This is a genomic window from Stenotrophomonas sp. 82F1 (assembly GCF_056861525.1).
Genome location: NZ_JBSPUD010000003.1, coordinates 332,308 through 353,599, shown reverse-complemented (window position 1 = coordinate 353,599; position 21,292 = coordinate 332,308). Strand labels below are relative to the sequence as shown.

Here is a 21,292-nt window from a genome sequence, read left to right as displayed (position 1 = left end):
CCACGTCACTTCTCCGGATACGGGAAGTTGCGCGCGGACATCGCCGCGCGTGCATCCTGGGTCGACGGCTTGTCGGCAATGAAATCGTCCGGGTACCACGCGAAATGGCGCACGCCCTGCGCTTGCAGGCGGCGGATCTGCGCGCGCAGCTGTTCGCCGCTGATCGGCGTCTGCGTGCGCCAGTCCACGGTCTGCAGCTCGAACATCGTGTGCTTCAGGTCCGGATCGTGCTCGCGCACTGCCACCACCAGGCGGTCCATCCAGCGCTGGGGACGGCGGCTGCCTTCCATCCACGGCATCGCCATCAGCGCGGTGCGGTCATAGGCCTTGTTGAACAGGTCCAGGCGCTGGGCAAACCATGCCGCACTCTGCGGCTCCAGCACCGGCTGCGCGTACAGGTTGCGTACGGTGCCCAGCTTCGGGCGCCAGCGTTGTGCGCTGTCACGCAGTTCCAAAGTGAAATCGATCAGCGCCTGGGTGCGGCCACCGTCGCTGCCTTCCTGTGGCAGCTGCGCCAGTTCGGTGTCGCGTACGTAGCCGTCATCGTGGAACAGCAGGCCTTCGAAGTACGAATTGATCGCCAGGTCTTCGTAGATGTCCTTGATGATCTGCCGTGCCTGCGGCTTGGTGAAATCCAGGCGGTACATGCCATCGCGTTCCGGGCTCTGGATGCCCAGCGCCGCACGCTGCGCAGCGTCGGGCAGTTCATAGCCCAGCACCGGCAGCCACGCGTAGACCTTCACCCCGGCGCGGGTTTTCAGCTGCCAGGCGACGCGGTTGAACAGGTCCGCGCGCATCGGCAGGTGCCGGTTCGGGAAGTACAGCGCATCGGCGGTGTTGTTGCCGTCCGGGTCGGCGAAGGCCTGCAGGTAGACGTGGGTCGGGCCGATCCGCTTCACGCGCTCGATCAGGGCATCCAGGTTGCGTGCCTGCTGTGCAGGGTCGCTGTCGTAGACCGAGTCCATATCGATCTGCAGTGCACGGGTACCGTCCAGGTTGACGTTGCGACGCAGCTCGAAGGCCAGCGAGGTGACGTTCGGATTGCTGGTCACCAGCAGGCGTGCCAGGCCGTGCAGGTCGGCAGTCACCGGCGTGCTGCGTCCTTCCAGGTCGAAGGAAACCGGCATGCCCAGCTGCTCGGCGATGTCATTGCTCAACTGGTTGTAGGCGGCATACGGCCAGACGATCGCTTTCGGGCGTACGCCCAGTTCCTTCTCGATGCGCTGCACGCTGCGGCCCAGATCATCGCGCAGGCGCTTCTCGTACTCCTGCGCGCTTTCATAGCGCTGCGCCTTGGGGTCGTAGATGCGGGTGATCACCGCCGGGGTCTGGTTGCCCTGCGGATTGGACTGCACGCCGTGGTGCAGGTTGTCGGTGTGGCTGGCCAGTTCGATCAGGCCGCTGGCCTGCATCTCGCGCAGCTGGTCCCAGGTCAGGAAGTCGTCATGGCCGAACGGACGGTAGCCGTAGTCGATGGTGCGGCCCGGTGCCATGTCCACGTAGTCGGTGATCACCGCCACCAGCGCCGGATAGTTGTACGCGCGCAGCAGCGGATAGACACGGCTGTACACGCTGCGCAGGCCGTCGTCGAAGGTCAGCAGCACCGGCCGCGGCGGCAGCTTTGCTTCTCCACGCGAGGCCTTGATCAGCTGCGACAGCGACACCGGGTGATAGCCATGGGCGGACAGCCAGTCCAGGTGTGCGGCGAAGTTCTGCGTGCTGACCGCGTAGGCGTCGGCATCGGATTTCTCCAGCACATCATCGCGCACGTCGTGGTAGCTGAGGACCAGCAGGCCGTTGTCGGCCGCGTCCAGTTCCGCGGCCGAGCTTGCGCGCTGGGCTGCGGCGGGCAGGGCCAGGCACAGCAGCGCCAGCAGCAGTACGGTCGTCAGGTTGCGAAGCATCCGTTCCATCTCATTCTCCCCAGCGCAGCGCGGCATCGAAGCCGATATGTCGTTCACGTTGGCCGTCGTAGACCGGCCGCGACCAACTCACGCCGTACTCGAGGATCCGCCCCTGATCGAACTGCCATTCGTGGCGGTAGGCCACGGTCGGAATGATTGAACTGCCAAAGCCTTCCTGCCAGTAGTTGCCAACGGACACCGTCAGGCGATGGCGGAAGTGGCGCTCGTAATGGCGCCACAACTGCTGGTCGATGCGCAGGCCCACTTCCACCGACCGGTCCCGCGAAGGGTTGAAGTACGGCGCATCGTCGCGGCTGCCACGGCTGGTATAGACACTGCCCAGGCCATCGATCAACAGGCGCGGGCGGGTCAACAGCCGTTGTTCGATGGCACTGTTCAGCGTATCGCGGCGGTTGCCATCGTCGTAGCGGAACTGGCTGCCACCGATGCTCCAGTGGGTGCGCTCGTTGCGCGTGTAATCCACGGCAACGGCGACGCTGTCGGCGGTAATGCCGGCCACGCGCGCCTGCATCGACGCTTCCGGGTCATTGCGGGCAGCGGTTACACCCGCGTGCCAGCGATCGTTGAACTGCCAGCCGACGCTGCCACGCAGGCCGGTGTCGCCGATGCTGTCGTTGGGGCGCATCACCGCGGCCTCGGCATCGAGGCGGTCGAAGCGGTAGCGCACGCCGGCACCGATCCACAGCGGATCGATATCCTGGTCCTGGAAGGTGACCGAACGGCGGTCGGCGAAGGCGAACAGCCGCCAGCGGTCGTTGAGCACCGGCGAGGCGACTTCCATGCCGTAGTGCAGGTCGTCGTTGCCCAGCGGCGAGGTGCCGCCACCGCCGGAACTGCGGCCGCCCTCGACCTTGGCCAACAGCTGCCAGCCGCGATGGGCGCGCCAATCGCGGTCCATGCGCTGCACCGACGGCTGGCTTGGATAGCGGGCCAGCAGGTCGTCATGCAGCGGTCGCGCCAGGTCGTCGCGTTGCAGCTGCACGTAGGATTCATACATGCCCAGGCGTGGCGCGATGTCACGTGGGTCCAGGGTGTAGGCCATCTGGTGGCGTTCCAGTGCGCGCCGTGGCCAGCCGCGCATCTGGTAGACGCTGCCCAGCGAGGTCTGCAGGCTGCCATTGCCCGGGCCGACGTCGACCAGCGCTTCCAGCTCACGCTGGGCCGTGGGCAGATCGCCGCTGTAGGCCCGCACCATTGCCAGGTTCAGGTCGGCTTCGTAGCGCGCCCAGTTCTGGAAGGGGGTCTTGCCGCCGCCCCAGCGCCATGCCGGCTCATCCTTCTGCCAGGCCTGCAGGTAGCCCACCGCCTTCTCCGCCTGCTCGGTTTCAAGATAGGCATAGGCCAGCTCCGAGCGCGACTGGAAGCGCGAGGGATCGTTCTTCGCGGCGGCCTCCAGCAATGGGATGGCTTCCTCCGGATTCCGGGTGGACATCAGCGAGTCGCCGACCGCCGGCAGCACGTAATCGGGCAGGGCATGGCCCTCGCGCTGCAGCGCCCGCGCCTCGTCACGCACCTGCGCGTGGCGGGCCAGGCGGTTGAGCAGGATCAGCCGGTCCATGCGGATCCGCAGCGGCGCCTGCGCCTGCGCGGTGCCATCGCGCTCGACGTACTGCTCCATTTCCGCCAGCGAAGCCTCGGCCTCGTCCAGCCGGGTGTCTTCGGTTTCGCCGTAGGCCAGGCTCCAGTTGACCAGCTTGGCCACATAGTTGGCCTCCAGCCGCGCTTTCTGGTCCTGGTCGAACAGGTTGGGCCGGGCCTGGTAAAGCCGCCAGGCGCGATGGGCATTGCCGATGTCGCCCAGGGTCAGAACCTGCAGCTTGTACAGCAGGTCGTCATTGGGCTCGCGCAGCTGCGCCCGCTCGATCGCCGCCAGGGCATCGACCCAGCGCGCCTGGTCACGGTAGTGGCCGATTTCGGCGAGCCGGTCGGCGCGCGTGGTCGCGGTGGGCGGCGAGGCCGCGTGGGCCCAGCACGCCAGAGTGGCGCAGGCCAGGCCGACGCACAGCGCCAGCGGACGGTGAACAACCATGAGACCCCCTAAGCATCCATTGCTGAACGATGTGCTGAAAAGTGTGACGCACATCACATGCCAACTATAGCCGACGTTCTGTCGCTGCGACCAGTTCCGGTCCGTATCTGGTAGACGCGGGGACCTTGAAGGAACGGCCAGCCCGGTTCAGGTCAGTGGCAAGGTGGCGCCGTCCCCCAGGTGTGCGGCACGCTTGCAGGGCGGTTCCCGACACAAAACGGGTCAGCTTTGGACACGCTACGTCACCCGCTGCGGTGGCGGTGTGTAGACGGTGGTAGCGGGGTGTGTGGGTCCGGCTTCACGGCGGCGGACGTAAGCCCGCCGGTCCGGTCACCACAGGTCTTCCAGCTTGCGCGGCTTGCAGGCCACCCACGAGGCGCACAGCATCAGCACTGCGCAGCCGAACAGGAAGGCGAAGGGCAGGGTCCAGCCCTCGCTGACGGTGTGCAGCCAGCCGACCAGGAACGGGCCCAGGCAGCTGAAGCTGTAGCCCACGCCCTGCATGAAGCCGGACAAGGCCGCCGAGCCCGTCGGGGTGCGCGTGCGCAGATTGATCAGGGTCAGCGCCAGCGGGAACGTGGACGGCCCGACGCCCAGCAGGCAGGCCCACAGCAACGGCGCCTTCATCGGCGCGAACAGCAGGCCGGCGAAGGCGATGACGAAGGCCGAAAAGCCGATCAGCACCAGCGGGAACGGATTCTGCAGGCGCACGGCCAGCGACGGGATCACCAGCGATGGCAGCAGGCCCAGGGCCGAAAACACCGCCACCATCACCCCACCGAAGGCGGGCGTAGCACCGGCTTCGACCACGATGCGCGGCAGCCAGGTGAACATCGAATAGGTCATCAGCGAAGTCATGCCGAACATCAGCGTCATGCTCCAGCCCAATGACGTGCGCCAGACCTTGCCGTGCGGCTGCACGGTGGGGTCGCTGCTGTCCAGCACCGGTTTCGGTGCACGGCGGGCCAGCAACAGCCATGGCAGGGTCGCCGCCAGCGCCAGCAGCGCCCACATGCCCAGCGACACCCGCCAGCCTGCGGCGTTGGCCACCGGCACCGCCAGCAGCGCCGGCATCATCGTGCCCAGCTGCAGCACGCTGATGTACAGCGTGCTCATGGTGCCGACCTTGTTGGCGAAGTAGCGCTTCACCAGCGGCGGCACCACCACGTTGCCGATGCCCATGCCGGCCAGTGCGATCACCGAGCCCAGCAGCAGGGTGCCGACATTGCCGGCGCTGGAGCGCAGCAGCAGGCCGGCGGCGGCCATCAGCATGGCCAGCAGGGTGGTGCGCTCAAGGCCCAAGCGTCGTGCCAGCGCCGGGGTGGCGACGCCGAACAGCGCGAACGAGGCGGTCGGCAGCATGCCCAGCACGCCGGTCATGGTGGTGCCGAAGCCGAACTGCTGGCCCAGCACGTCCAGCAGCGGGGTGATCGAGGTGACGGCAGTACGCAGGTTGACCGCGGCCAGCAGGATTGCGGCGAACGCCAGCAGGCGACCATGCAGCAACGATGGCGAAGAGGAGGTGGGGGACGTCATGCGGTGTTCCTTGCAGGTGGCGCACGCCGCGCAGGTGGCGTGCAGCGCCCGCACCGGACGGGGCCGGTGTGGCAGGTGGGGGAGTGGCGGCCATTGTACGTGGCCGGGCCGGGTCAGGTCCCCGGCGGCATGTGCTGATGGCGGCGTAGCCGGTTGTCCCGGATTTCAGGCACAAAAAAACCCGGAGGACACTGCTGTCTTCCAGGCTTCTTGGTGACCACCGAAGTGGTCGGGGAGACAGGATTCGAACCTGCGACCTCTACGTCCCGAACGTAGCGCTCTACCAGACTGAGCTACACCCCGAAGGGAGCCGCCTATTCTAGCCATTTCCCCCGATGGCGGCAAGGGGGAAGACCGTTCTGCTTCGCTGCCGTGACAGCGACTCCTGCGGGAACAAAAAAGCCTGGAAGACTTCACCAGGCTTCAATGCGACCACCGAAGTGGTCGGGGAGACAGGATTCGAACCTGCGACCTCTACGTCCCGAACGTAGCGCTCTACCAGACTGAGCTACACCCCGAAGGAGCCGCCAAGAATACGGTGTGAAGGCCGTTCCGGCAACCCTTTTTTACAGTTTCAACGCACTTCCTTGTCGGCGCGCGCGCTTTCGCGTGCTTCGAACCACATCCCGTTGAGGATGGCCACGACCGAAGCCAGGCCAGCGCCGAGAATCCAAGCGAAATACCACATGGTCAATCTCCTGTGTGCGAGGGGTGTGCCGACCCTGGGCCGGCACACAGGCAATCAGTACGCGTTGGGGTTGTCGTCCATGTCCTCGACCGTCGTCTTGCCCTTCAGCACGCGGTACACCCAGGTGGTGTAGGCGAGGATGATCGGCAGGAAGATGGCCGTGGCCAGCAGCATGACCCACAGCGTGAGGTGGCTGGACGAACTGTCCCAGACGGTCAGGCTGGAGGTGGGCTGGCTGGAGGACGGCAGCAGGAACGGGAAGATCGCAAAACCGACGGTGAGGATGATGCCGGCAATGGACGCGCCCGAGGCGATGAAGGCCAGGCCGCCACGACGCGCGCGCAGCAGCACCGCACTGGCAAGCGCACCCAGCAGGCCCAGCACCGGGAACACCAGCGTTGCCGGCATGCTGCTGTAGTTGCGCAGCCAGCCGCCTGCGGCGGTACCCAGTTCGGCAGTCTTCAGCAGCGGATTGGTCGGCCCGTCGGTCACCACCTGCGAAGTGATCTGATAGCCCGGCAGGCCGAAGGCTACCCAGGCACCGGCAGCGGCGAACAACACGAAGCTGATGAGGGCGGCGATGCTGCCGTAGCGCGCTGCACGTTCAGCCACCGGGCCGTCGGTCTTGAGCACCAGCATGGCCGCACCGTGCGATACCAGCATGGCCACGCTGATCAGGCCGGCGATGAGCGCGAACGGCGTGAGCAGGCCGAAGAACGAACCGGTGTAGGTCACGCGCAGCGTGTCGTCGAAGTGGAACGGTACACCCAGCAGCACGTTGCCCACCGCGACGCCGGCAATCAGGCCCGGCAGCAGGCCACCGACGAACAGCACGCGGTCCCAGTTGTCGCGCCAGCGCTTGGACGGCAGCTTGCTGCGGTACTTGAAGCCGACCGGGCGCAGAATCAGCCCGAACAGCATCGCAAACACCGCCAGGTAGAAGCCGGAGAAGCTGACCGCATACAGCGGCGGCCATGCGGCGAAAATCGCGCCGCCACCCAGCACCAACCAGACCTGGTTGCCTTCCCACACCGGGCCGACGGTGTTGATCACCAGCCGGCGTTCTTCATCGGTCTTGGCCACGAACGGCAGCAGGGTGCCGACGCCAAGATCGAAACCATCCATCACGGCCCAGCCGACCAGCAGGATGCCGAGCAGCAGCCACCAGATCACGCGGAGCGTGGTGTAATCAAGTGCAATGAATTCCATCTGGATTCTCCTGCCTCAGGCCTGGCCGGGGGCAACGGCATTGGGGGAAACAGGGCGGATGTCGGCCTGCAACGTCGGCAGGATGTCATCAGGACCCTTGCGGACCGCCTTCAGCATCAGCTTGATTTCGATGATCAGCAGCACCGTGTACAGGCTGGTGAACACCGCCAGCGTGGTCAGGATTTCATGCAGTGCCAGGCCCGATGCCGCATAGAAGGTCGGCAGCACGCCATCCACCGCCCACGGCTGGCGGCCATACTCGGCCACGAACCAGCCGCATTCGATCGCGATCCACGGCGCCGGCAGGCTCCACACGGCCAGCTTCAGGAACCAGCGCTTGTCCTGGAAGTTGTTGCGGCACGAGTAGTAGAAGGCCAGCGCGAAGAAGGCGATCAGGTAGAAGCCCAGCCCGGCCATGATGCGGAAGGTCCAGAACAGCGGAGCCACGCGCGGCACGGTATCCATCGCGGCCTTGGAGATTTCCTCCGGCGTCGCGTTGAGGATGTCTTCGCGATAGCGCTTCAGCAGCAGGCCGTGACCGAGGTCCTGCCAATGGCGATCGAACATCTCCCGTGCTTCGAGATCGTTCTTGTCCTTCTTCACCCGTTCCAGCGCGCCGTAGGCGATCTGGCCACCACGGATGCGGTGCTCTGCACGGTCGACCAGTTCCAGGATGCCGGGAATCGGCTGGTCCAGCGAACGGGTGGCGATCAGGCCCATCAGGTACGGGATCTTGATCGCGTAATCGTTGGTGTGGGTGTCCTGGTTGGGGATGCCGAAGGCGGTGAAGTCCGCCGGTGCACGCTCGGTCTCCCACATCGCTTCGATCGCGGCCAGCTTCATCTTCTGGTGTTCGCTGGCGGCATAGCCGCTCTCGTCACCCAGCACGACCACCGACAGCGACGACAGCAGGCCGAAGGCTGCAGCGACCGCGAACGAACGGCGGGCCATGTCCCTGTGCTTGTTGCGCAGCAGGTACAGGGCGCTGATCGACATCACGAAGATCGCACCGGTCACGTAGCCGGCACTGACGGTGTGCACGAACTTGGCCTGCGCCACCGGGTTCAGCAGCACCGCGGCGAAGTCGACCACTTCCATGCGCATGGTTTCGGGGTTGAACACCGCACCGGTCGGGTTCTGCATCCAGCCGTTGGCGATCAGGATCCACACCGCCGACAGGTTGGTGCCCAGCGCCATCAACCACGTCACGGTGAGGTGCTTGACCGGGCTCAGGCGCTTCCAGCCGAAGAAGAACAGACCGATGAAGGTCGCTTCGAGGAAGAACGCCATCAGGCCTTCGATCGCCAGCGGCGCACCGAAGATGTCACCCACGTAATGGCTGTAGTACGACCAGTTCATGCCGAACTGGAACTCCATCACCAGGCCGGTGGCCACGCCGATGGCGAAGTTGATGCCGAACAGGGTGCCCCAGAACAGGGTCATCTGCCGCCAGACCTGCTTGCGGGTCATGACGTACACGCTTTCCATGATGGCCACCATGAAGGACAGGCCAAGCGTGAGCGGTACGAATAGGAAGTGGTACATCGCGGTCAGAGCGAATTGCAGCCGCGACAGTTCTACGACTGTCTGATCAATCATGGCCTGGCTACCTCGTTGGATAGTGCCGTTGCAGGTGGCGGGAAGGGTGGTCTACGGGGTGAATGATGTGACCGACTACTTCAAACAGCCTTGATCCAGATCAATGTATGAACAGGTGTTCAGGGGGATCGTATGCCAACCCGATGAAGACTGCGACCGCCGGCCGCAGGGGAAGGCGGTTGCCTGCGCCTACAATGCCGTCCATCCCCTGCTGCCTGTGAAGAGCCTTGAGCGCTGCCGAACCGACCGCTGACGCCCCTGATCGGGATGACGAATCGACCCGCCTGCGGCGTGTCCGCACCGCGTGGCTGGCCGATCTGGCCCGCGCCGCGAAGGGACGGCAGCGGCTGGCGTCGCTGTGCATCAGCCTGTCAGGTGCGCTGTTGATCGGCCAGGCCGCCGCCATCGCCTGGCTGGTGCAGCAGGTGCTGGTGGAGCGCGCGCCGTTAGCCCAGGGCCCGGTGCTGGCCGCGCTGGCGGTGATCCTGGTGGTGCGGACCCTGCTGGGCAGTGTCACCCAGGCGGCGGCCGGTGACGTTGCCGATGCCGCACGCCTGTCCCTGCGCGAGCGTGTCTTCGCGCGCCTGCTCGGGCACGGCCCGTTGTGGCTGCGGCAGCGCCGCACCGGCGAGCTGGGCGAGCTGATGCTGCATCACGGCGATGCGATCGAGAACTACTACAGCGGTTTCCTGCCGGTACGCACCGAAGTGGTGGTGGTGCCCTTGTTGATCCTGGCTGCTGTGGCCTGGGTCGACTGGGTGGTCGCACTGATCCTGCTGTTCACCGCACCGCTGGTGCCGTTTTTCATGATGCTGGTGGGCTGGGGCGCTGAAGCGGCCGGACGCGCGCAGCTGGGCGAACTGGCGCGGATGAGCGGACACTTCGCCGATCGCATCAAGGGCCTGGGCCTGCTGCGCCTGTATGGCCGTGGGGAGGCGGAACTGGCCGGCATCGAGGCTGCGGCCGAGGGCGTTCGAGTGCGCACCATGAAGGTGCTGCGCATCGCCTTCCTGTCCTCCACCGTGCTGGAATTCTTTGCGTCGGTCAGTGTGGCGATGGTGGCGTTGTATCTGGGCCTGAGCTATCTGGGCCTGATGTCGCTGCATGCGACCGTGCCGACGCTGGGGGCGGGCTTGTTCTGCCTGCTGCTGGCGCCGGAGTTCTACGCGCCGTTGCGGCGCCTGGCCGCGCACTATCACGATCGCGCCAATGCACTGGCCGCTGCCGCCGAGGTGGAGCGCCTGCTGCAGGCGCTGCCGGAAGACGAGGCGCCCAGCAGCGACGGCAGTACGCCGCTGGCACCGGAGCCGGCCGAAGCCGCCTTGCCGCCGCTGCAGGCGCACGGTCTGGTACTGCGTCCGTTGGGCGCTGCGCACGACGTGCTGCAGAACCTGGACCTGCAGCTGGAACCGGGGCAGCGCCTGGCCCTTGTCGGTCCCAGTGGCAGCGGCAAGAGCACGTTGCTGGAAGCGCTGGCTGGTTGGCTGCCGCCGCGTGCGGGCCGGGTGCAGCTGCGGCCGGGGCTGCAGGTGGCCTATGCCAGCCAGCGTCCGTATCTGTTCCACGGCAGTATCGCCGAGAACCTGCGCCTGGCCGATCCCGGTGCCAGTGACGCGCGTCTGCGCGCCGTTGCCGAAGCCGCACAGGTGCTGCAGTTCGCGCAGCGCCTGCCGCAGGGGCTGGATACGCTGATCGGCGAACGCGGCTTCGGCCTGTCCGGTGGCGAGGCACGACGCATCGGCCTGGCCCGTCTGCTGCTGCGCGATCCGCAGGTGCTGCTGCTGGATGAGCCTACTGCCTTCCTCGACGCCGAAACCGAAGCGGCGCTGCTGCGCAGCCTGGCCGCGTATGCGCGCGGACGCAGCGTGGTGGTGGCCACCCACAGCCCGGCGGTGATCGCCTGGGCCGACCGCTGCCTGCTGTTGCCCGAAGGGCGCCTGGTTGAGCCGGCGCAGGCGGTACGCGCATGAGCCGGTCTGCCGATTCGCTGCGCACGGTGTTCCTGCGCCATCGCCCGCGCCTGCTGCTGGCGGTGCTGCTGCTGTGGACCACGATGCTGGCCGGCACCGCACTGCTGGGCCTGTCGGGTGGCTTCCTCACTGCTGCAGCGCTGGCCGGTGCAGCGGGCCTTGGCCAGGGCTTCAATTTCTTCACCCCGTCGGCCGGCATCCGCGGGCTGACCATGGCGCGCATCGCATCGCGCTACTTCGAAAAACTGGTGGGGCATGACGCCACCCTGCGCATCGCCCGCGACCTGCGCGTGTGGTTCTTCCGCCGCGCGCTGCCACTGGCGCCGGCACGGCTCGGTGCGACCCGCACCGGCGATCTGCTCGCGCGGCTGCTGGGCGACATCGGCGAGATCGATGGCCTGCTGGTGCGTGCCATCGGCCCGTTGCTGGCGCTGGCTGCGTTGACGCTGGTGGGCGTGGGCTCGGCGGCGTTGATCCTGCCATCGGCAGCGCTGCTGCTGGCGGTACTGGCGCTGCTGATCGGCATTGGCGTGCCGTGGCTGGGCGTACGTGGCCATGACAGCGAAGAGGCCGACCGCGCTGCCCATCGTGCGGCGCTGCGCACGGCGGCATTCGAGGGACTGGAAGGGGCGGCTGATCTGGCCGCGCTGAATGCTGGCAACGCCTGGCAGTTGAAGGTGCGGGTGGCGGCCAAGCAGGTGGCCTCGCGCGATCGTCGTCGACGCCTGCGGCTGATCGCTGCATCAACGCTGCATGGCGTGCTGGCCGGGCTCGGCCTGGTGGCGATGCTGGCGCTGGCGCTGCATGCGGCCGAACAACAGCGCATCGCACCGGAAATGGCCGCCGGGCTGGTGTTCCTGACGGTAGCGATGATCGAACTGTGGGCGGGCATGGGCCTGGCCTGGCAATCGCTGCAATCGGGCCGCATTGCCGCCGCGCGCCTGCAGGCCATCGTCGAGCAACCGCCTTCGGTGCAGGAGCCGGCATCGCCGCAGCCATTGGCGCCAGCCGCGACCGTGCACTGGGACGATGTGCACTTCCAGTGGCCGGGCGCCGCACGGCCGGTCCTGTGTGGCCTGCAGCTGACGCTGGCACCGGGCGAGCGCATCGCCATTCGTGGCGACAGCGGCAGCGGCAAGACCACGTTGTCGAGCCTGCTGCTGCGTCTGTGGGATCCGCAGCAGGGACGGCTGACCTACGGTGACCAGGACCTGCGCGATGTCGCCCAGGCCGACTGGCACCGGCACCTGGCGTGGCTGCCGCAGAACGCGCCGGTATTTGCCGGCAGCGTGGCCGACAACCTGCGACTGGGTGATCCCGAGGCCAGTGACGAGGCGTTGTGGGCGGTGCTGCAACGGGTACGGTTGGGCGAATGGGCCGAGCGCAACGGCGGCCTGCAGGGCTGGGTGGGCGAGAACGGCGCGACGATGTCGGCCGGCCAGGCACGTCGCCTGGCTTTGGCCCGCGCGCTGCTGCGCAACGCACCGATCCTGTTGGTGGACGAGCCCACCGAGGGGCTGGACGTGGATACCGCGCGCGCGTTGCTGCAGGACCTGCCAGCCCTGCTGGACGGACGCAGTCTGTTGATGATCACCCACGATGACCTGCCGGCGGGTGTGGTGGATGTGCAGTACCGGTTGCGCGATGGGGTATTGGTCCGCGAACCGCTTCAGTAGATGCCGACCTTGGTCGGCATATCCACGCGTGGCGTGGATCTACGGCGTTGGCCTGCTCGCACGACCAGAGCACCCACTGGAACTGCACGTTGCAATGGGGGGATTCGCGAACCGCTTCGGTAGATGCCGACCTTGGTCGGCATATCCACGCGTGGCGTGGATCTACAGGGCAGCTACCGCGAATATTCGCGCAGCATCACCGCGATCGAGGCCACGTTGGCCAGCACGCACAGCCAGAACACCCACTGGAACGGCATCTTGCGATGCTTGTGGCGGAACAGCGCCTGGCCGAGCAGGGCACCAGGCCAGCCGCCGGCAAAAGCCAGCAGCTGCAGCGTGCGTTCCGGCGTCCGCTGCTGTTTTCGCTGCGCTGCGCGCTTGTCGTGCCCATACAGAGCGAACGACACCGCGCTGGCCAGCGCGCACCACGCCCCCAGCCACAGTGGAAACACGCCGGTTGCGGTCAAGCCGATCAACGCACCGAACGCGGCCAGCGCCAGATTGCGCCGCCACACCATTACAGTTCGTCGAGGAAGCCGCGCACGGCCGGGCCGAAACGTTCGAAGTCGACCAGGAACGCGTCATGGCCCTGCGGTGATTCCAGACCGATGAAACGCGCATCCGCGCCGCCGGCGCGCAGGCCATCGGCCACCTGTTGCTGCTGCTGTACCGGGAACAGGATGTCGGTGTTCGCACCGATTGCCAGTGCCTTGCCGACGCGGATGCTGGCCAGTCCGGCCAGCACATCGCCATCGCCATATTCGGCCAGGTCGAACCAGTCCATCGAGCGGCTCAGGTACAGATAGCAGTTCGGATCGAAGAAACGCACGAACCGGCGTGCATGCCCTTCCAGATAGCTTTCGACCTGGAATTCCAGACCGAACGGATCATCGTCGGTCTGGTCGGAATCCAGCCGCACGCGACCGAAGCGACCATCCCATTCCAGCGCCGAGCGGTAGGTGATCACGCCCAGCTTGCGTGCCATGCGCATGCCCGATTCCGGGTATGCCTCATTGTCGTAGTGGCCACCGTTCCAGCGCGGATCCAGGCGGATGGCTTCGCGCTGCAGCGAACGGATCGCGATGGAGAAGGGCAATGCCTGCGCGCTGCCGGAAATGTTGATATGGCTGCGGGCGATGCCCGGATGCAGCAGCAACACCGCCAGCGCGGTCATCCCGCCCATCGAATTGCCGATCACGCAGGCGAGCTGCTCGACGCCCAGCGCGCGTACCACGTCAACTGCCGCGCGTGCGCCGTCTTCGATCGACAGTTCCGGAAAATCCAGACGATACAGTTCGCCGCTGGCTGGATTGATCGACGCAGGGCCGGTGGAGCCCTTGCAGCTGCCCAGCGAGTTCACGCAGATCACGAACCAGCGGTCGGTATCGATCGGTTTGCCGGGGCCGATCATGGCTTCCCACCAGCCCGGTGCGGGATTGGCTTCGTTGGCCGCCGCATGCGCGTCAGGCGACAGGCCGGTGACGATCAGGATCGCGTTGCTGGCGTCTGCGTCGAGCGCGCCCCAGGTCTCGTAGGCCACGCGCGCGCCATGCAGGGCGCCGCCGCGTTTGCACGGAAAGGGCGAGGGCAGGGCATGGAAGCGGGTGCCGGGCGGAATGAATTCGGTCATGCGGGCATTCTAGCGGGGCGGCAGGTGCAGCTGGCGACACGCAGGTTTCCATGGGCTGCGATTGGGCAGGCCGGCGGTCGCATCCACGCATGGCGTGGATCTACTGTAGCGCCGGGCCATGCCCGGCGAGCGCAGCGGCGCGGGTACGTTACGGGAACCGCAGCTCGACCACGCCGTCATGCGGCAGGCTGACCTTGACCGGCGCGGTCTGCAGGTCGTCTTCGCTGCGGTTGGCGCTGCCGCTGCGCGAAATGCGCGCCAGTACTTCCACTTCGCGATGCGCCGACAGCGGTGCGGTCGGCATCGGGCTGTCGCCGTCGCCGAGGCCGACCGTTGCAGGGAAGCTGGCCAAGGGCAGCTTGCGTGCAGCCACCGGCATCGGCGGGCCGCCCACCGCGCGCGCCAGCACGAAGACCTGGGTGCTGGCCGGCCAGTCGCCTGCTTTCAGCGATGCGGGCAGGTGCACCCGCACCTGCAGCAGCGCCGGTGCAGTTGCCGGTGCGTCCGCCGGCTGGCCGGCCGCGTCACGGGCGATGGCGATCTGCGCCTGCAGCGCCTGCGCCGCGCCCGGCTCCAAGCGAGGCAGCAGCGTGCTCCAGAGATCGGCGGCCTCGGCGTTGCGGCCACGCTGGCGCAGCGCGATGCCAAGCAGCCAGCTTGCGCGTTCGGCATCGGGCGACAGGGTACGTGCACGCTGCAGCCATGCCAGCGCGGTGTCATCGAACTGCTTGCCCGGATCGGCCTGCGCGCGTGCCTGCGCGGCCTCGACCAGCACGCCCGGTTCGTCCGGCGCCAGGGCTGCGGCGCGGTTGAAGGCATCGGCCGCAGCGGCGGTATTGCCGAGCTCGGCCTGCGAACGGCCCAGCAGCGCCCAGCCATCGGCGCGTTGCGGGTCACGCTGCAACGCCTGCTGCAGTGCTTCTACGCCGTCACGCAGGGTGGCGACCGACGGCGCAGGCTGCACCTGTGCGGCGCGGGGATTGCCAACCAGCAGGTACAGGCAGGCACCGGCCACGCCCAGTGCCACCACCCCCAGCACGAAGCTGCGACGGCCTTGCTGGCGCAGCGGCCACAGCACCACGGCCGCCAACAGCGCAGCGGCCACCGCAGCAACCATCGGCAACCAGTGCGTCACCAGTCCTCTCCCTCGGTTGGGTTCACTGCAGCAGATGCATCCATCTGCCGGCTGCGACGACGGACGATGCCCATCACCACCAGCGCGCCGCCACCCAGTACCAGCAGCGGACCGCCCCACAGCAGCCAGGTGCCCGGTTGCAGTGGCGGTTGATAGAGCACGAACTCGCCATAGCGGGCGACCAGGAACTGCTTTATCGCCGCATCGTCGAGGCCCTGCTGCATCAACTGCAGCACTTCACGGCGCAGATCCTGGGCGATCTGCGCATTGGAATCGGCCAATGACTGGTTCTGGCACTGCACGCAGCGCAACTGCGCGGCCAGGTCGTGGAAGCGCGCTTCCTCGGCCGCATCGCGGAACACCAGCGGCCGCGCATCATGCACCGGTTGCTGGGCAAGGCCGGCGATCGGCAGCGCCAGGGTCATCGCCAGCAGCAGCGGCAGCAGCCAGCGCATGCGCTTACGGCGAGGCGTGCAGGGTGTTGCCGGCATCGCCCTGGGCCTTTTCAAGCTTTTCCAGCGCCGGAATCAATTTCTCGTCGACCACCTGCTGGGTCATCGCACCGCTGTACTTCCAGCGCACGATGCCACTGCCATCGACCAGGAAGGTCTCCGGTGCTGCGGTCACGCCCCAGTCGATGGCGGTGCGGCCTTCGATGTCGCTCAGCACGACCATGAACGGGTTGCCCAGCTGTTCCAGCCAGTGCAGCGCGTCGGTCGGTTCATCCTTCCAGTTGTAGCCGATCACGCGCACGCGCTTGCTCTCGGCGAAGCGGGTCAGCACCGGATGTTCTTCGCGGCAGGCCGCGCACCAGCTGCCCCAGACGTTGAGCAGGTAGGGCGCGCCACGCAGTTCTTCGCTGCGCACGATCATCTGCGGGTCATGCAGCACCGGCAGCGCGAACGCCGGCGCCGGCTTGTCGATCAGTGCCGAAGGCAGCACATCGCGCTGCGGATCGCCCGATTTCATCACCCCGTAGATCATCAGGCCAAGCAGGCCGAAGAAGAACAGGACGCCAATCACGATGGCTACCGGCGGCAGCGGGCGGGAAGGGCGTGGGGCGGGCGACTCGGACATGGGGAACTCCTACGGACGACGAAAGCGGCGATCGGCGGCGGCGATGAATCCGCCCAGGGCCATCAACAGCGCGCCCAGCCAGATCCAGCGCACGAAGGGCTTGATGTGCACCCGTACCGCCCACGCATTGTTGCCCAGCGGCTCGCCCAATGCCACGTAGACATCACCGCTGAGGCGTGCATCGATGCCGGCTTCGGTCATCACCTGACCGCCGCTGGCGTACTGGCGCTTCTCCGGATGCAGCAGGGCCAGTTCGCGACCCTCGCGCAGCACCCGCAGATGGCCGCGGTCAGCGATGAAATTGGGGCCTTCGCGGTGGTCCACGCCCTCGAAGCGGACTTCGTGGCCGGCGACCACCACCTGCTGGCCCGGCGACAGCGCGACTTCGCGCTGCACGTTCAAGGCTTCCACCAGCAGCGCGCCGGCCAGGAACACCGCGACACCGGCATGGGCGACGATCATGCCAAGCATCTCGGCAGTGAAGCGGCCATTGCCGCGCAGGCGCTGCCAGACGAAACGGGCGGTGCCCATGCCGACCCAGGCTGCGGCCGCGACGCCGATACCGGCCTTCCAGCCATTCTGCGGCGCCTGCCACCAGGCCCAGGCGCCGAGCAGCACGGCCAGGCCCGCCCATGGCAACAGCACTGCCAGTGCGCGCGAGGATTGGTCGCGCTGCCACTTCACCAGCGGACCGAACGGCAGCAGCATCACCATCGGCGCCATCAACAGCAGGAACAGGCTGCCGAAGTACGGCGGCCCCACCGAGATCTTGCCCAGCGACAGCGCATCGGCCAGCAGCGGGTAGAGCGTGCCGAGCAGGACCATCGCGCAGGCGCTGGCCAGCAGCAGGTTGTTGGCCAGCAGCAGGGTTTCGCGCGAGGTTGCGGTGAAGCCACGGCGTGGATCGCCGGCATCCACCGCCAGCCGCGGCGCACGCAGCGCATACAGCAGCAGGCTGCCACCCACCAGCACCGACAGGAAGATCAGGATGAACAACCCGCGCGAGGGATCGGCGGCGAACGAATGCACGCTGGTCAGCACGCCGGAGCGGACCAGGAAGGTGCCCAGCAGCGACAGCGCGAATGCCGCGATGGCCAGCAGCAGCGTCCAGCTGCCGAAGGTGCCGCGCTTTTCGGTCACCGCCTGTGAATGGATCAGCGCCGCGCCAACCAGCCACGGCATGAAGCTGGCGTTCTCGACCGGGTCCCAGAACCACCAGCCGCCCCAGCCCAGTTCGTAGTACGCCCACCAGCTGCCCAGTGCGATGCCCAGCGTGAGGAAGCCCCAGGCGACGTTGGTCCAGGGCCGCGTCCAGCGTTGCCAGCGCGCATCGACGCGGCCTTCCAGCAGCGCCGCCACGGCGAAGGCGAACGGCACCGCGAAGCCCACGTAGCCCAGGTACAGCATCGGCGGATGGATGATCAGCCCCGGGTCCTGCAGCAGCGGGTTGAGATCACGGCCTTCCAGCGGCACCGGGTTCAAGCGCAGGAACGGATTGGAGGTGAAGATCAGGAAAGCGAGGAAGCCGACACTGACCACGCCCATCACCGCCAGCACGCGCGCCTGTACCGGTGCCGGCAGATGCCGCGAGAACAGCGCCACCGCGCCGGTCCACAGCGCCAGCACCAGCGCCCACATCAGCAGCGAGCCTTCGTGCGCCCCCCACACCGCCGAATAGCGGTAGATCAGCGGCAGCAGCGAATTGGAGTTTTCGGCGACGTAACGTACTGAGAAGTCCTGCTGCACGAAGGCCGCCGTCAGTACGGCGAAGGCGCCGGCCAGCAGCAGAAGCTGGGCAAGTGCAGCCGGACGGGCAACGGCCATCCATGCATCGTTGCCGCGCTGCGCACCGACCAGCGGCAACACGGCCTGCAGCAGCGAGGCCAGCAACGCGCAGAGCAGGAGGATCTGACCGAATTCGGGAAGCACTCAGCGCACCTCGGGCGCCGTGACCGGCACATCGTGCTTGCGATGCGCATCGCCCATCTTGTCGGCCACTTCCTTGGGCACGTAGTTCTCATCGTGCTTGGCCAGCACCTCGTCGGCGACGAAGATGCCGTCCTGCAGGCGGCCGCTGGCGACCACCGCAGTGCCCTCGCGGAACATGTCCGGCAGGATACGGTCGGTGCTGACCGGCAGCGTCGCATCGCCGTCGGTGACCACGAAGTGGGCCTGCAGCGAGCCGCTGGGCCGATCGAAGGATCCCTTCACCACCATGCCGCCCAGACGGAAGCGCGACTGCGCATCCACGTCCCCGCGCAGTACTTCCGAAGGCGTGTACAGGTAGGCGATGTTGCGCTGCAGGGCGAAGGCGACCAGGGTGGTCGCCAGCGCTGAGGCCAGCAGCAGCAGGAGCACCCAGATCATGCGGCGTCGCTGTACCGGCGTCATCGGCTGAGCTCGGTGGCCAGCGGCGCCTGTGCCGCCGCGTTGCCACGCGCCTGCAGCCGCTGTTGGCGGCGTTGCGCCAGCTGTCGGGCGCTGCGCAGGCGCAGCCACGAGCCCAGCGCATCGGCGCCCAGCACCAGCAGGAACACCGCGAAGGCGGCGATGAGGTAGGGCAGGTGGGTCATTGCCGTGCCTCCCCATCCGCGGTGCCGAAGCGCTCGCCGATCCAGGCCTTGCCGGCCTCGCGCGCGATGTTGTCGGCACGCGCCTTGGCCAGCAGCGAGCCGACGAACCACAGTTTGGTGGCGACCACCATCCACCACAGCGGGGCGATCAGTTCCGGCCGCACCGCGTTCTCGCCGAACACGTTGATCGACTGGCGCTGGTGCAGCGCCCCCCACCAGTCCACCGAATAGCGGATGATCGGCAGCAGGCCCACCCCCACGATGGCCAGCAGGCCGGCCGCGCGTGCGGCGCTGCGGCGGTCTTCGATGGCGTGGTACAGGCCGATCACACCCAGGTACAGAAACAGCAGGATCAGCTCGCTGGTCATGCGCGGGTCCCAGTCCCACCAGGTGCCCCAGGTGCCCTTGCCCCAGATGCTGCCGGTCAGCAGGGTGATCAGGGTGAAGCCGGCGCCCATCGGCGCACAGGCCATCGCCAGGATCTCGCAGATCTTGATGCGCCAGATCAGCGCGATGGCGGCGTAGGCAGCCATCAGCGCAAACACGAACAGGCTCATCCAGGCGCTGGGGACATGGATGTAGATGATGCGGAAGGCATCGTGCTGGTTCTGTTCCGGCGGCGCCACGAACAGGCCCTGCCACAGGCCGATCAGCAGCACAGGAGCCGCCGCGGCGTAGAACACGCGGGACCAGCGTGAGGCGAAACGATCGAAGGTCGGGGGCGAACCGAGTTGATGGAACCAGCGGACGATCGGATTCATGCGTGGCGGCTATCCAGCAGGGGTGGATTGGCTCTCAGCTCGGTCAACTCAGAGAAATACGGATCGCAGCAGCGGTGGCCAGCGGTGCCAGCACCAGGGCGATCACCAGTCCGGCGCCCAGCATCAGCAGCGCACCGACCGGATCCTGTCCGCGGCTGGCTGCCGCCAGGCTGCCGGCACCGAAGACAAGCACCGGTACGTACAACGGCAACGACAGCAACGCCACGAGAATACCAGAGCGCCGGATGCCCACGGTCAGTGCAGCGACCACGCCACCGATCAGGCTCAACAACGGTGTTCCCAGCAGCAACGATGCCAGCAGCATCGGCAGCTGGTCATGCGGCAGATGCAGCATTTCCGCCAGCAGCGGGCTCAGCAGGATCAACGGCAGGGCGGTGGTCGCCCAGTGCAGCAGCACCCGCACCAGCACCAGCCAGGCCAGCGGCACCGGCGCCAGCAGCCATTGTTCGAGCGAACCGTCTTCAGCATCGGAGCGGAACAGCGAATCCAGTGCCAGCTGCCCGGCCAGCAGCACCGCCAACCACAGCACCGCACCGGCGGTGGCGGCCAGCGGCTGCGGGTCGCGGCCCTGGGCGAGGGCGAACAGCACGACCACCAGCAGGGCGAACAGCACCGGCTGCAGCGCATCGCCGCGGCGGCGCCAGAGCAGGCGCAGGTCGCGCGCCACCAGGGCACGGGCGGTCTGCCACAGGCCCGGTTCAGTGCCCGGCGCGATCATGCTTCACCGCCCAGATCGAGCTGGCGGGTGCGTACCGGCGGGGCCGCATAGGCGCCATGGGTGGTAACCAGGGCGGCGCCGCCGCTGCGCAGGTGTGCGGAAATCATCCGGTTGACCAGGTTGATGCCTTCCAGGTCGAGGTTGGCATAGGGTTCGTCGAGCAGCCACAGCGGGGCCGGCGACAGCCAGATGCGGGCCAGCGCCAGCCGCCGCTTCTGTCCGGCCGACAGGTGCCGCACCAGGGTGTCCTCGTAGCCGGCCAGACCAACGATGGCCAGCGCATTGCCCGGCATCTGCCGTGCGCGGCGGCCATGCAGGCCACACAGGAAATGCAGGTTCTCCAGCGTGTCCAGGTCCGGCTTCAGGGCAGGCAGGTGGCTGAGGTAGGCGACATAGCGCGCGCGCTCGGCGTTGCTGGCCGGCTTGCCGTCGATCAGCACCTGGCCCGCGCCCGGGCGTGCCAGGCCCGACAGCACGCGCAGCAGGGTGGTCTTGCCGGCACCGTTGCCGCCCTGCACCAGCAGCGCCTCGCCGGCATCCACGTGGAAGTCCAGCGGGCCGAACACCGGCTCGTCATTGCGGGAGAAGCTCAGGCCGCTGGCGGCCAGCAATGCAGGGGTGTTCAAGGCGCAGGGGTCTTCATGCGGGAGTGCGGCGGCAATTGTAGCGGTGAATGTGACCCGGTCGCGCCGGGCCATGCCCGGCGAGCACGCGGCGCGGCTTGCCATCGGTGCGGCATGTGCAA

The 21,292-nt window shown here is 67.3% G+C and carries 19 protein-coding genes and 2 tRNA genes; 2 read left to right on the top strand and 19 right to left on the bottom strand.

The genetic code is table 11. From position 1 onward, the window contains the following. Positions 1 to 5: 5 nt before the first annotated feature. From pgaB to AC13GI_RS05965, 8 genes are all read right to left on the bottom strand, one after another. Positions 6 to 1,904: a poly-beta-1,6-N-acetyl-D-glucosamine N-deacetylase PgaB gene (pgaB, locus tag AC13GI_RS06000; RefSeq protein ID WP_099821235.1), complete on the bottom strand. Its 1,899-nt coding sequence runs from the start codon at positions 1,902 to 1,904 to the stop codon at positions 6 to 8. Positions 1,905 to 1,914: 10 nt separating this feature from the next. Further along, entirely contained in the window at positions 1,915 to 3,954 is a 2,040-nt protein-coding gene (gene pgaA, locus AC13GI_RS05995; protein ID WP_482995789.1) for a poly-beta-1,6 N-acetyl-D-glucosamine export porin PgaA, read from the bottom strand. Between the two features lie 330 nt (positions 3,955 to 4,284). Then, positions 4,285 to 5,490, bottom strand: a complete 1,206-nt coding sequence (locus tag AC13GI_RS05990; RefSeq protein WP_380653995.1) for a CynX/NimT family MFS transporter — start codon at positions 5,488 to 5,490, stop codon at positions 4,285 to 4,287. Between the two features lie 226 nt (positions 5,491 to 5,716). Then, positions 5,717 to 5,793: transfer RNA gene (locus tag AC13GI_RS05985), tRNA-Pro, on the bottom strand. 138 nt (positions 5,794 to 5,931) lie between these two features. Continuing rightward, positions 5,932 to 6,008 (bottom strand) — tRNA-Pro (locus AC13GI_RS05980). 56 nt (positions 6,009 to 6,064) lie between these two features. Further along, positions 6,065 to 6,178 carry a cytochrome bd-I oxidase subunit CydX gene (cydX, locus tag AC13GI_RS05975; protein ID WP_025876452.1) on the bottom strand — a complete coding sequence of 38 codons (114 nt, stop codon included), beginning with the start codon at positions 6,176 to 6,178 and terminating at the stop codon, positions 6,065 to 6,067. A gap of 54 nt (positions 6,179 to 6,232) precedes the next feature. Next, positions 6,233 to 7,387, bottom strand: coding sequence for a cytochrome d ubiquinol oxidase subunit II (gene cydB, locus AC13GI_RS05970; RefSeq protein ID WP_265955516.1), 1,155 nt, complete (start codon positions 7,385 to 7,387; stop codon positions 6,233 to 6,235). 15 nt (positions 7,388 to 7,402) lie between these two features. Next, the gene (locus AC13GI_RS05965) at positions 7,403 to 8,986 is read right to left on the bottom strand and encodes a cytochrome ubiquinol oxidase subunit I (protein WP_099821188.1); all 1,584 of its coding nucleotides are present in this window, start codon (positions 8,984 to 8,986) and stop codon (positions 7,403 to 7,405) included. A gap of 227 nt (positions 8,987 to 9,213) precedes the next feature. Here AC13GI_RS05965 and cydD point away from each other — a divergent pair, with 227 nt between their 5' ends. Continuing rightward, positions 9,214 to 10,956: a thiol reductant ABC exporter subunit CydD gene (gene cydD, locus AC13GI_RS05960; protein WP_482995788.1), complete on the top strand. Its 1,743-nt coding sequence runs from the start codon at positions 9,214 to 9,216 to the stop codon at positions 10,954 to 10,956. Further along, entirely contained in the window at positions 10,953 to 12,632 is a 1,680-nt protein-coding gene (gene cydC, locus AC13GI_RS05955) for a thiol reductant ABC exporter subunit CydC (protein ID WP_482995787.1), read from the top strand. The genes cydD and cydC overlap by 4 nt, the downstream gene beginning before the upstream one ends. A 173-nt stretch (positions 12,633 to 12,805) precedes the next feature. Here the strand turns inward: cydC and AC13GI_RS05950 are convergent, their stop codons facing one another. The 11 genes from AC13GI_RS05950 to ccmA all read right to left on the bottom strand — a co-directional run bounded on the left by AC13GI_RS05950 (position 12,806) and on the right by ccmA (position 21,245). Beyond that, positions 12,806 to 13,150, bottom strand: a complete 345-nt coding sequence (locus tag AC13GI_RS05950; RefSeq protein ID WP_482995786.1) for a DUF1294 domain-containing protein — start codon at positions 13,148 to 13,150, stop codon at positions 12,806 to 12,808. Continuing rightward, positions 13,150 to 14,262: a homoserine O-acetyltransferase MetX gene (metX, locus tag AC13GI_RS05945; protein WP_482995785.1), complete on the bottom strand. Its 1,113-nt coding sequence runs from the start codon at positions 14,260 to 14,262 to the stop codon at positions 13,150 to 13,152. Before metX ends, AC13GI_RS05950 begins: the two co-directional genes overlap by 1 nt. 148 nt (positions 14,263 to 14,410) lie before the next feature. Next, a complete protein-coding gene (locus tag AC13GI_RS05940; RefSeq protein WP_482995813.1) occupies positions 14,411 to 15,400 on the bottom strand; it encodes a tetratricopeptide repeat protein in 990 nt (329 codons plus the stop codon). Further along, positions 15,394 to 15,852, bottom strand: coding sequence for a cytochrome c-type biogenesis protein (locus AC13GI_RS05935; protein ID WP_099821233.1), 459 nt, complete (start codon positions 15,850 to 15,852; stop codon positions 15,394 to 15,396). The genes AC13GI_RS05940 and AC13GI_RS05935 overlap by 7 nt, the downstream gene beginning before the upstream one ends. Positions 15,853 to 15,856: 4 nt before the next feature. Beyond that, on the bottom strand, positions 15,857 to 16,474 hold the full coding sequence (locus AC13GI_RS05930) for a DsbE family thiol:disulfide interchange protein (RefSeq protein WP_025876469.1): 618 nt from the start codon (positions 16,472 to 16,474) through the stop codon (positions 15,857 to 15,859). Positions 16,475 to 16,483: 9 nt separating this feature from the next. Next, positions 16,484 to 18,403 carry a heme lyase CcmF/NrfE family subunit gene (locus AC13GI_RS05925; RefSeq protein WP_482995784.1) on the bottom strand — a complete coding sequence of 640 codons (1,920 nt, stop codon included), beginning with the start codon at positions 18,401 to 18,403 and terminating at the stop codon, positions 16,484 to 16,486. Beyond that, positions 18,404 to 18,865: a cytochrome c maturation protein CcmE gene (ccmE, locus tag AC13GI_RS05920; protein ID WP_089236204.1), complete on the bottom strand. Its 462-nt coding sequence runs from the start codon at positions 18,863 to 18,865 to the stop codon at positions 18,404 to 18,406. Next, positions 18,862 to 19,047 (bottom strand): heme exporter protein CcmD, encoded by a 186-nt coding sequence (gene ccmD / locus AC13GI_RS05915; RefSeq protein ID WP_099821182.1) that lies wholly within the window; start codon positions 19,045 to 19,047, stop codon positions 18,862 to 18,864. The genes ccmE and ccmD overlap by 4 nt, the downstream gene beginning before the upstream one ends. Next, complete coding sequence (gene ccmC / locus AC13GI_RS05910) at positions 19,044 to 19,808, bottom strand: heme ABC transporter permease CcmC (RefSeq protein ID WP_482995783.1); 765 nt, start codon at positions 19,806 to 19,808, stop codon at positions 19,044 to 19,046. Before ccmC ends, ccmD begins: the two co-directional genes overlap by 4 nt. Positions 19,809 to 19,851: 43 nt before the next feature. Continuing rightward, the gene (gene ccmB / locus AC13GI_RS05905; protein ID WP_089236201.1) at positions 19,852 to 20,547 is read right to left on the bottom strand and encodes a heme exporter protein CcmB; all 696 of its coding nucleotides are present in this window, start codon (positions 20,545 to 20,547) and stop codon (positions 19,852 to 19,854) included. Next, positions 20,544 to 21,245, bottom strand: a complete 702-nt coding sequence (gene ccmA, locus AC13GI_RS05900; RefSeq protein WP_482995812.1) for a heme ABC exporter ATP-binding protein CcmA — start codon at positions 21,243 to 21,245, stop codon at positions 20,544 to 20,546. Before ccmA ends, ccmB begins: the two co-directional genes overlap by 4 nt. Between the last annotated feature and the right edge of the window lie 47 nt (positions 21,246 to 21,292).

Excerpts from the sequence above, each read along its gene's own strand:
- pgaB (WP_099821235.1), bottom strand. The coding sequence starts at position 1,904 with ATGCTTCGCAACCTGACGACCGTACTGCTGCTGGCGCTGCTGTGCCTG.
- pgaA (WP_482995789.1), bottom strand. The coding sequence starts at position 3,954 with ATGGTTGTTCACCGTCCGCTGGCGCTGTGCGTCGGCCTGGCCTGCGCC.
- AC13GI_RS05990 (WP_380653995.1), bottom strand. The coding sequence starts at position 5,490 with ATGACGTCCCCCACCTCCTCTTCGCCATCGTTGCTGCATGGTCGCCTG.
- cydX (WP_025876452.1), bottom strand. The coding sequence starts at position 6,178 with ATGTGGTATTTCGCTTGGATTCTCGGCGCTGGCCTGGCTTCGGTCGTG.
- cydB (WP_265955516.1), bottom strand. The coding sequence starts at position 7,387 with ATGGAATTCATTGCACTTGATTACACCACGCTCCGCGTGATCTGGTGG.
- AC13GI_RS05965 (WP_099821188.1), bottom strand. The coding sequence starts at position 8,986 with ATGATTGATCAGACAGTCGTAGAACTGTCGCGGCTGCAATTCGCTCTG.
- cydC (WP_482995787.1), top strand. The coding sequence starts at position 10,953 with ATGAGCCGGTCTGCCGATTCGCTGCGCACGGTGTTCCTGCGCCATCGC.
- AC13GI_RS05950 (WP_482995786.1), bottom strand. The coding sequence starts at position 13,150 with ATGGTGTGGCGGCGCAATCTGGCGCTGGCCGCGTTCGGTGCGTTGATC.
- metX (WP_482995785.1), bottom strand. The coding sequence starts at position 14,262 with ATGACCGAATTCATTCCGCCCGGCACCCGCTTCCATGCCCTGCCCTCG.
- AC13GI_RS05935 (WP_099821233.1), bottom strand. The coding sequence starts at position 15,852 with ATGCGCTGGCTGCTGCCGCTGCTGCTGGCGATGACCCTGGCGCTGCCG.
- AC13GI_RS05930 (WP_025876469.1), bottom strand. The coding sequence starts at position 16,474 with ATGTCCGAGTCGCCCGCCCCACGCCCTTCCCGCCCGCTGCCGCCGGTA.
- ccmE (WP_089236204.1), bottom strand. The coding sequence starts at position 18,865 with ATGACGCCGGTACAGCGACGCCGCATGATCTGGGTGCTCCTGCTGCTG.
- ccmD (WP_099821182.1), bottom strand. The coding sequence starts at position 19,047 with ATGACCCACCTGCCCTACCTCATCGCCGCCTTCGCGGTGTTCCTGCTG.
- ccmC (WP_482995783.1), bottom strand. The coding sequence starts at position 19,808 with ATGAATCCGATCGTCCGCTGGTTCCATCAACTCGGTTCGCCCCCGACC.
- ccmB (WP_089236201.1), bottom strand. The coding sequence starts at position 20,547 with ATGATCGCGCCGGGCACTGAACCGGGCCTGTGGCAGACCGCCCGTGCC.
- ccmA (WP_482995812.1), bottom strand. The coding sequence starts at position 21,245 with ATGGCCCGGCGCGACCGGGTCACATTCACCGCTACAATTGCCGCCGCA.